General features: G+C 61.1%; 6 protein-coding genes and 2 pseudogenes. 1 reads left to right on the top strand and 7 read right to left on the bottom strand.

The window, feature by feature from the left end; translation table 11 throughout:
• The 4 genes and pseudogenes from GNZ12_RS43835 to GNZ12_RS43820 form a co-directional block, all read right to left on the bottom strand.
• Nucleotides 1-305 (bottom strand): transposase (locus GNZ12_RS43835; RefSeq protein WP_172319215.1); only part of this gene is annotated, 305 nt, incomplete at its 3' end.
• Nucleotides 306-1105: 800 nt separating this feature from the next.
• A pseudogene (locus GNZ12_RS43830) lies at nt 1106-2083 on the bottom strand (LysR family transcriptional regulator).
• A 434-nt stretch (nt 2084-2517) separates the two neighbouring features.
• Entirely contained in the window at nt 2518-3057 is a 540-nt protein-coding gene (locus tag GNZ12_RS43825) for a carboxymuconolactone decarboxylase family protein (protein ID WP_172319213.1), read from the bottom strand.
• 52 nt (nt 3058-3109) lie between these two features.
• A complete protein-coding gene (locus GNZ12_RS43820) occupies nt 3110-3859 on the bottom strand; it encodes an SDR family NAD(P)-dependent oxidoreductase (protein ID WP_172319211.1) in 750 nt (249 codons plus the stop codon).
• 130 nt (nt 3860-3989) lie between these two features.
• Here GNZ12_RS43820 and GNZ12_RS43815 point away from each other — a divergent pair, with 130 nt between their 5' ends.
• Entirely contained in the window at nt 3990-4910 is a 921-nt protein-coding gene (locus tag GNZ12_RS43815; RefSeq protein ID WP_172319209.1) for a LysR family transcriptional regulator, read from the top strand.
• 175 nt (nt 4911-5085) lie between these two features.
• Here the strand turns inward: GNZ12_RS43815 and GNZ12_RS43810 are convergent.
• The 3 genes and pseudogenes from GNZ12_RS43810 to GNZ12_RS43800 form a co-directional block, all read right to left on the bottom strand.
• Nucleotides 5086-5508: pseudogene (locus GNZ12_RS43810) on the bottom strand (transposase); the annotation flags it as partial.
• A gap of 549 nt (nt 5509-6057) precedes the next feature.
• The gene (locus GNZ12_RS43805) at nt 6058-7212 is read right to left on the bottom strand and encodes an IS110 family RNA-guided transposase (protein ID WP_172319207.1); all 1155 of its coding nucleotides are present in this window, start codon (nt 7210-7212) and stop codon (nt 6058-6060) included.
• A 148-nt stretch (nt 7213-7360) separates the two neighbouring features.
• Nucleotides 7361-8104: group II intron maturase-specific domain-containing protein (locus GNZ12_RS43800; RefSeq protein ID WP_328806220.1), on the bottom strand; the 744-nt coding region annotated here is incomplete at its 5' end.

The following is an 8104-nucleotide window of genomic DNA, read 5'->3' as shown; positions in this document are numbered from 1 at the left end:
GCGTCCGGTGCCTCCTCATGTCCCAGATCAATACCCACAAATTGCCGGATGGCCGCGCTGTCGCTCACTGCATCTTCCAGCCCCTCGTCGGACAATGCGTACCATTGCTGCACAAAGTACAGCCGCAACATGCGCTCCAGCCCAATCGGCGGACGCCCCCTCGTGCCTCTCGGGTAGTGGGGCTCCAATGCTGCCAGCAAGCGCGCCCACGGCACGACCTGCTCCATCTCGCCCAGGAATTTCTCGCGCCTCGTAAGCCGCTTCTTACCTTGGTGTTCCGCACTCGCAAAACTGATTTGTCGCATCCGCATCGCTCTGTCGTCGTTCCAGCTCTAACAACGCTTCACTACGTCACCGCGTTTACAACCTCGTCGATTAAGCGGGTAAGGAGACGGCATCACTGCCGCCCCCTCCCCAAAGAACCGCCCAAGCGACTTTCACCGCAAACGGCTCAAGCACAGCTAAAGCATCATCAGCTGATGCCGGTCTCGCCGTACTGCACAAGACCTTCGCAAACGCCATTTCGTTGGTCCATCCCATTGCTGAGACGAGGGCGCTGAACTGCAATACAGCAGTCTCTTCCAAGCTTCCCTACGTCGAACCTTAAACATGGGCCGGCGACAGCCGCACCACGTGGAAGTCTGCGCCCTTTCGGGCTAGGGCAAAGTTCGAACCCCTATCCGCTCCATTACAGAGCGGCATTCGCTTTTTCCTCGTTCTCTTACCCGCTTCCCCAACGGCTTCCCTTGCGGGTCGCCTGCCAACGATTCGATGTTCTGAACCTTGGCAGAGAATCGGGCTTACCACGTTCCCGTTCTTGCCGACCAGACTGTTCCCGGGCCTATCCGTTTAGCGTCTGTCTTTCCCCCGGCAGCGGTTGTGACGACGTGCTCCTTCTGACTAGAGGAGCAACCGGCTGCACACCTTTTGGTCAGGGCCTGTCAGCCGCTTTGGCCCATCGGAAATGACGAGGTTTATCAACAATTCACTTACGTTACGCATGCGGAACTTGCCTGGCACCTCACACCGCGCGGCGGCTGGCAGTGTCGACTCGCCCCGTCACCGGGGTGAGCCGTCAATCGAGAGGCGCGTTGTCTCCAAAGCTTCATACCCAGCCGTTACCGGTTGAGCATGTCTGGATAGGCAACTGTCGGTCGCACAACAGGTCGCAGTTCCAAGCGCCTTCCTTCGGCGCTTGGGATACGACAAGACAAGAACGAGCTTTGCTGCCCTCACTACTTGACGTTCGACACGCTATGGGCAGCAGCACGTGTCGCACAATCAGTGTTTCCCTAGGCAATTCCCAGTCGGCGAGCACCCGCTTTACTGCGCCACTCGCGAGTTCCGGCGTAAACATCCATTCCGAAGCGATCGCGACGCCCATGTCGGCGAGCACGGCCGCGCGCACGCCTTCCGCCGCGTTCACGCGGACTCGCCCGGCGCCGACAACCGACGTTTCCGAATCACCTCGCTTGAACGACCACACGCTTCCGCCGCCGCCCGGTTCATACACGATCGCCTGATGCGATAGCAGATGGGCGGGTACCCGCGGTTCGCCTGCTTTCGCGAACCAGGCTGGCGTGCCGACGACGCAACGCCGGCCGTGAGTGACCTTGCGTGCAGTCATGTTCGAGTCGCCAAGCACCCCCGTCCTGAGTGTTACGTCGATGCCGCGCTCCAGCAGATCAATGTTTTCATCGTCGAGCACAACGTCGATGTTGAGTTCAGGGTGTCGATCAAGAATTGTCTGGAGCCGCGGAAGGATGTGAATCCGCGCAAAGGTCACCGCTGCTGAAACCCTGAGACGACCCGAGAGGGCGCCAGCCGATCCTCTTGCCGCAAACTCCGCCTCGTCGGCCTCTTCGATCGCCCGCTTTGCGCACTCGTAGGATGCGTGACCCGCCTCAGTCGGCGTCAGCCCGCGCGTTGAGCGCAGCAGCAGTCGAACCGCGAGCCGCTCTTAGAGTTGCGCGATGGACTTGGAAACGGCGGGCTGCCCAACGTTCAGCAGCCGCGCTGCCGCCGAAAAGGAACCGGACTCCACCACGCACACAAACGTTTCCATCGCTGTCAGTCGGTCCACTGTCGTCCCTCCTGGAACGGATGTCCGGGGCTCGTGCGTCGCCCCGTCAAACACGCACGACAAAATCTGCTTGCCGGAAGATACACCACCGCGCCGCGCTGGTTTCAACCGGTAGCCTCGTCCGCGTGCTCCGGGTGGATCCGAAAATTAGCTTTCATCGTGCTCGGGGTCTGCGCTTCGGTCCGGGAGGGCATTTGTTTTGCGTCGCTCGGGATACGATCATTGCGTTCGACATCCTCGACGGACGCTGCCTGGCCCCCCGTTATCGATATGCCAAGGTTAAACGGCCAGGCGATCGCTTTCTTTGCTTGATGCACCGATTCGACACGGCGTCATTCATCTCATTGCCAGATTCTCGGCGCCGTACCAGTCGGCCGGCTGAGAAGGACCTCGCGCTCATCGCTTGACGTCCACGGCTCACCCGGCAGCAACGATCAGGCAGGCAGTTGCGGAGCAGCGGGGAAGTCGACCGGAACCCGGGTCGTTGCATGCAGATAGTTGGTTACCGTCTTGTCGCCGATGACGACGATCGCGTCGACCAGATTGGCCTTGGTCCAGCCAGCGGCGAAGAAGGCATCGACTAGTGGCTGGTCCGCGTGTCCGCGGTTGATCGCGATGTTCCGGACCAGTTTCGCCAATGCGTCGAACTTTGCATCGAAGCTTGCCTTGTCACTGCGGATCTCAAGGATCTGCGCATCGGTGAAACCGCTCATCTTGCCGATGACTGTGTGGGCCGCGAGGCAGTATTCGCAGGCGTTGACCTGGCTGACGACGAGGTTGACAACTTCGCGTGCCTTGCCGGTAATGCTGCTCTCCGCGTTCTGGAAGGCGAGGTAGCTGCCGAGCGCATTCTCGGAATGGGCGAGCGTCGCGTAGAGATTGGGCACCGTGCCAAGGCTGCTCTTGAGCTTGTCGAAGATGGCCTGATTAGCCGGGGAAACTTCGTCGCGGGTAGGGACGTTGATGGTGGTCATGCTGGTTCTCCTGGGTTGAAAAACAACGTAATAAAGCGGGTTGGCCGACGCGTTATTGCGCGGTGTAACCGCCGTCTACTGCAATGGACTGTCCGGTGAGGTAGCGTGCCTTGTCGCTCGCCAGAAACACGATGGTTTGAGCGATCTCTTCCGGGGTGGCGGCGCGTCGCGCCGGTATCGTTGCAATGAAGCCTGCTTTGCCCTCCTCGCTGCCGCCGACGAAACGATCGAGCATCTCGGTGGCCACAGGTCCGGGCGCCACGGCGTTGACGCGCACGCCGGCGGCGGCGCCTTCGAGGGCTGCGCTCTTCGTGAGACCTTCGACAGCGTGTTTGCTGGCCACGTAGACCGAAGCTCCGGCGACGCCGACCTGGCCGGCGACCGACGAGAGGTTGATGATCGAACCCGAGCCCTGGGCCAGCATCGCGCGCATCTCGTGTTTGATGGACAGCAGCACGCCCAGCACGTTGACCGCGAACGTGTCTTCGTAGTTGGCAGACGATTGCTCGACGATCAGCGCCGACTGGCCTTCGGTACCGGCGTTGTTGACCGCTACGTCGATGCGCCCGAAGCGCTCGACGGTCTGTTCGACGACGCTGCGGACCTCCGCTTCGAAACGAACGTCGGCGCGCAGGAATTCAGCTTCGGCACCGAGCGTGCGCAGTTCGGCGGCGAGTGCCTGACCAGCCTCCTCGCGACGGCCGCTGATGACGACGCGGTTGCCTTCGCGGGCAAAAGCGATAGCCGTTGCACGGCCGATTCCGGTCAATGCACCGGTAATGAGGACGACGGGTTGGTTCATGTTGAAGCTCCTTCGATTGGGTTGCGCTTGATCGCGACTGCCATGACTGCACTTTGACTGATTCCAACTGGTTGATATAGATGGTTGCAGGTCATATCATTAAGTCCTGACGGGAATAAATGAGGCATCAATGGACAAGCTGCAGGCCATGAGGACCTTCGTGCGCGTCGTCGAAGCAGGGAGCTTTTCGGCGGTCGCGCACGAGTCCGACACAACCCAGAGCGCCGTGAGCAAACAGGTCGCGGCGCTGGAACGCGAGCTCGGGGCGAGATTGCTGACGCGCACGACGCGCTCGCTCGCGCTGACCGAACACGGTGAGCGTTACTTCGAACAGGTGCGGCGCCTCGTGACCGAAATTGCCGAGGCCGAGGGCACGTTGCAACGCGGCGAGCAGGAACTGACAGGGTGGCTGCGAGTCGCGGCGTCGGTGGGGTTCGGGCGCATCAAACTCATGCCGATGATTCAGTCATTTCTGGCCGCACATCACAGCGTAAAGATCGACCTGCGGCTTCACGACGGCTTCATCGACCTGGTTGAACAGGGGATCGATGTGGCGGTGCGTATCGGCGACTTGCCGGACAGCAGCCTGATCGCGAGACGTGTGGGGACGACCTCCCGAATGCTCGTCGCCCATCGCAGTTACCTGCGTTCATTACCCAAGGGGGTAAAAGCACCCACCATTCCTGAAGACCTTTCCCGGCACAACTGCATCGTCTACACGGAACTGCCCATGCGTAATCACTGGAATTTTACGGCGGGCCCGGGAACGTCTGAACCTGCAGGAACGGCGCGCATCGTGCGCGTCGAAGGCAACCTGCAAACCAACAGCAGCGAAGTAATGAGGGCTTCGGTCCTGGCTGGAATGGGCATTGGTTATTCACCGATGTGGCTTTTCGATCACGAACTGGCGAGCGGCGAGGTTCAGCAGCTCCTGCCGGATTGGACGCCGCCCGCCATTCCCATCCATGTGGTGAGCCCTCGTGAGCGTAGGCATTCGGCCAAGGTCAAAGCCTTCGTCGAGTACGTCGGCCAGGAGATGGCCCGCGGGTAAATGCGCTGAATGTCCCCAGTGCGTTAGGGAAGGTCTGCACAACCCGTTTCCCGCACGTCGCGTAGGTTGCTCCCCCATTGTATTGGCGACGAAGGTGCTGCGACCTGGATCGCAGTCTTGTCGAACCGAGGCGACTTACGTTAGCCCAGTCTCATCGCGCCTACGCTCACGTGTTTCACGCTTTGCGCAGTGCCTTACGCACCATCCACAGGTTACCCAGTGCAAACAGCGTCGTGATCTGCGCAGTGTTCTTCATCAAGCCCCGGTATCGTGTCTTCGTATAGCCAAACTGTCGCTTGATGATCCGGAATGGATGCTCCACCTTGGCGCGGACACCGGCCTTCAGGCGTTCGATCTGATCGTATATCGCGTCCAGACGATCACTCAGGTCCAGTTTTCTGCGCCTGGCGGGTCCCATTGCGACATGCCAGCGCACTGAACCGTCCGCGCATCGCTTCTGAATACCCTGATATCCGGCATCAGCGTACACATCCGCCTCTTCGCCGTGTAGCAACGCTTCGGCTGTATTGATGTCCTGGGCGTTGGCAGCTGTGCCGACGACCGTGTGAACCAGGCCAGACTCCGCGTCCACGCCGATGTCGGGTAGCGGTGGTGCATTGCTGCGCCACCGCCCCCTTCTATGAGCAGAAAGTTGTCAAGGCCTTTCACGACCTGACTCACAGATCATTGGCCAGGTCCCATCGGGCGGCCTCTGTAAAGAAGCGCCGTAGCGGGGTCAAGGGCAGGCGAAGCCTGAGCGCAGCGACCCTTGACGCTGCGAAGGCGCGATAGGCTGGCATAAGTTGGTGAGCGCGCGGTATTGCGCTCGCCAACCTACAGGCGCATTCCACGTCGCCCGGTAATTGCTGCAATCTGCTGCAATCTGCTGCAATCGAATTCACGTCCCTGCGTGAAGCCGTCGTGGCGCTCGTGAGACGATCCAACGTCTGCACAACCTTCTATCCGCTGACGGTTCGCCAGCCCTATCCTGCATGCGCGCTGCGCCGGAATCTTGTCCGGGTGACATGCCCCATCTAAGAATCGGTTGCGTCGGCAACCCAGGGGGCGGACGGGCATGTCCACTTCAACCATGGGAACAGCAAGTGATCCGATTGTCGCGGCATCACCATCGCCATGCAATACGATCTCAGACTGGTTTCATCTGTGCGCCCTCAGGAATAACGCCGTCCTTCAGGTAGCGCCATAGTGCAATCACCAGTCGCCGTGCGACAGCGACGATGGCAATGCGCCGCGCGCGGCGGTTCGGCCCGGTGCCCTGCGTGCGCTGGTTGAACCACTGCGCGAGTGCACTGGCGGGCTGGTAGCGCAGCCAGGTCCACGCCATCTCGACCAGTAACGCGCGCACTCGACGGTTGCCTTGTTTGCTGATCCCCTGGTCGACCTGGCTCTCGCCGCTGTCATAGGGCTGCGGCACCAGCCCGACGCACGCACCCACCTGGCGGCGGTTGCCGAACTCCCGCCAGAACAGCTCGAGCGCGAGGCGCGACGCGCCCACTTCGCCAATCCCCTTCAGGCGCGCCAGGTCGTCGCGTCGCTGGCGTGCGGGTGCCGGCAGGCTCGCCTCGCGCGTCTTCTCCAGCGCCGCGAGTTGCTGCTCCGCCAGTGCCAGCCGTTCACACTCGCGCAACAGCCGCTCGCGCAGTTCGGGCGGCAACGGCGCGCCATCATGACACCGGACCTGGTCGCGGGCGAGCCAGCCGGCAAAGGCCTTGTGGTTGACCTCATCCCAGCAGCCAAGCGTGACCAGCAGTTTGCGCATGCGGTCGCGGTGCTGCTGCACTTCCTTCTGCAGTTGCCCACGATCGCGCATCAGCTGGCGCGAGGCCTCGTCCTGTGGCGACGGCACGTGCACCACGTGCATGCGGTCGCGCTCGCCGCGCAGCCACGCGCGCAGGTTGGTGACCAGTTTGATGACATCGAGCCGGTCGGTCTTCGCGCGCCGCTTGTGGCGTTCGACCGGAATGCTCGCTGGATCGACGACGTAGCACTCGATGCCGCGCGCCTGCAGCGCGCGACAGATCCAGAACGCGTCCTGGCCGGCCTCGTAGCTCACGACGACCCGCACGCCCGCGGGCAGCAACCACTTCTCCTTGTGCGCCTCGATCAGGTCCAGAACGGCCTGCAGGCGGGCGGCGGCCTGTGGCTGCGCGACCGCGTGCACGGCGGGTTTCTCGCGCCGGCCATCGTGCAGTGCGACCTTCCACTTCGCCGCAGCCAGCTCGAGTGACACCGCCAGTACTACTTCTTCACCATGGGTGGTAAACGTCTGATCCGTGCACATGATGTTCTCCTTTGAACAGGACTCGACACGCTGATTTTACGTATCAGTTCCTCGACGCCCCTGCTCATAGGATCTAAGAACCGGACGTGCGAGTCGCCCCGCATCCGGCTCAAGCCATTCGGCAGCCCCATCGGATGGGACCGGGCAATCAACCATCGGTCGCGGTTCGACGACGGGCAAAGTAAGGCGACCACGCAGGGTCAAACGGATTTGCCTGACCACGTATCTTCACGTGCCGAACAATTGGAATCATCGTAGCTCGAAACAGTCGGATGACCCCGCGATCTTTGGTTCGCGCGGTAAACGCCCAAGTACGATGTCCCTCTACGTGGAAGTATTTGTGCTTCACCCAACCCGTGCCTTTCGTGGGATGCCGACGCATAGCCCATTTCCATAAGAGCTGCCAGATGTGAGCGTCTATCGACGTAAAATGAGACTTGGAAACCACATGACGGTGATACATGGCCCAACCCCGAATCACGGGGTTGAGTTGCAGAATCAGATTCGTCTGCGTGGCGCTCCTGTGCTGCCTCACGATCTCCCTAACCTTCTCCAGAAGTGCCTTCACACTTTTGCTTGCTGGTTTGATAAGCAGCTTATCCGCGTACTTTCGGACATTCTGCCCGAGGAAGTCGAACCCATCGGCAATGTGAGTAACTCTGGTTTTCTCTTCCGAGAGTTCCAGCCCCCGAACGGCCAGAAATTGCCTGACCGCAGGGAGTACGTTCTGCTCCAGAATATCTTTCGAGACTCCGGTCACAACGAGTCGAGTCGCCCCGGGGAACTGCCCCCCGAGGCGCTCACGGAACCGGACGTGAACGTCTCCGCTCATCCGGCTCTTCCCATTGAAGCCTGTCCCCATAACAGCGACCAATGTGCGAACAGACGCGTC

The organism is Paraburkholderia solitsugae, from assembly GCF_013177695.1.
In the GTDB taxonomy this organism is placed as follows: Bacteria; Pseudomonadota; Gammaproteobacteria; order Burkholderiales; family Burkholderiaceae; genus Paraburkholderia; species Paraburkholderia solitsugae.
The sequence above is the reverse complement of the archived record's forward strand: the minus strand, read 5'-3'. Positions and strand labels throughout refer to the sequence as shown.

Bases quoted from the DNA above. Each gene is read 5' to 3' on its own strand.
- GNZ12_RS43825 (WP_172319213.1), bottom strand. From the start codon at position 3,057: ATGACCACCATCAACGTCCCTACCCGCGACGAAGTTTCCCCGGCTAAT.
- GNZ12_RS43820 (WP_172319211.1), bottom strand. From the start codon at position 3,859: ATGAACCAACCCGTCGTCCTCATTACCGGTGCATTGACCGGAATCGGC.
- GNZ12_RS43815 (WP_172319209.1), top strand. From the start codon at position 3,990: ATGGACAAGCTGCAGGCCATGAGGACCTTCGTGCGCGTCGTCGAAGCA.
- GNZ12_RS43805 (WP_172319207.1), bottom strand. From the start codon at position 7,212: ATGTGCACGGATCAGACGTTTACCACCCATGGTGAAGAAGTAGTACTG.